Here is a 692-nt window from a genome sequence, read left to right on the forward strand (position 1 = left end):
AAGGGGGTTGTTGTTGCTCACCGTGCGGTCAACCGGCTCGTCATCAACAATGGCTATGCGCAGTTCAGCTCGAGTGATCGTGTGGCGTGGGTGGGTAATCCCGCCTTCGACGCCAGCACATTTGAAGTGTGGGCGCCGCTGCTCAACGGTGGCTGCATCATTGCATTGGATGCCACGACCGTCATAAATCCTTCAAATTTTGCCAAGTCACTTGAACAGCAACGGGTGACAACCCTTTTTCTAACAACAGCGTTATTCAACCAATATACGTCATCGATCGCTCCGACGTTAGCACAACTTAAGTACCTCCTCTGTGGAGGCGAGGTCAGTGACGTTCCCTCATTTTTGAGATTGCTGAGAGAAGAAGGTCCTGTACGCCTCATTCACTGCTACGGTCCGACCGAGACAACGACCTTCGCGACAGTCTGCGAGATCGCCCAATCTGTCGGGGGGCTGGCCTCCATCCCGATCGGGCGCCCGATTGCGAACACGCGGGTGTACCTGCTGGACGGTCATGGTGGGCCCGTGCCGTTCGGGGCGGTGGGTGAGCTTTACGTTGGCGGGGCCGGCGTTGCGCGTGGCTACCTGAACCGGCCTGATCTGACGGCGGAGCGGTTCATCGCCAGTCCCTTTGTGGAAGGCGATCGGCTGTATAAGACCGGCGATCTGGCGCGTTATCTGCCGGACGGCAA

Annotated in this window: 1 protein-coding gene; it reads left to right on the top strand. The window is 57.9% G+C overall.

Annotated elements, in window-relative coordinates; translation table 11 throughout:
• On the top strand, nt 1-692 hold a 692-nt coding region (locus NKJ08_RS38815; protein ID WP_352786422.1), incomplete at both ends, for an AMP-binding protein.

This window comes from Mesorhizobium sp. M0244 (assembly GCF_040321795.1).
In the GTDB taxonomy this organism is placed as follows: Bacteria; Pseudomonadota; Alphaproteobacteria; order Rhizobiales; family Rhizobiaceae; genus Mesorhizobium.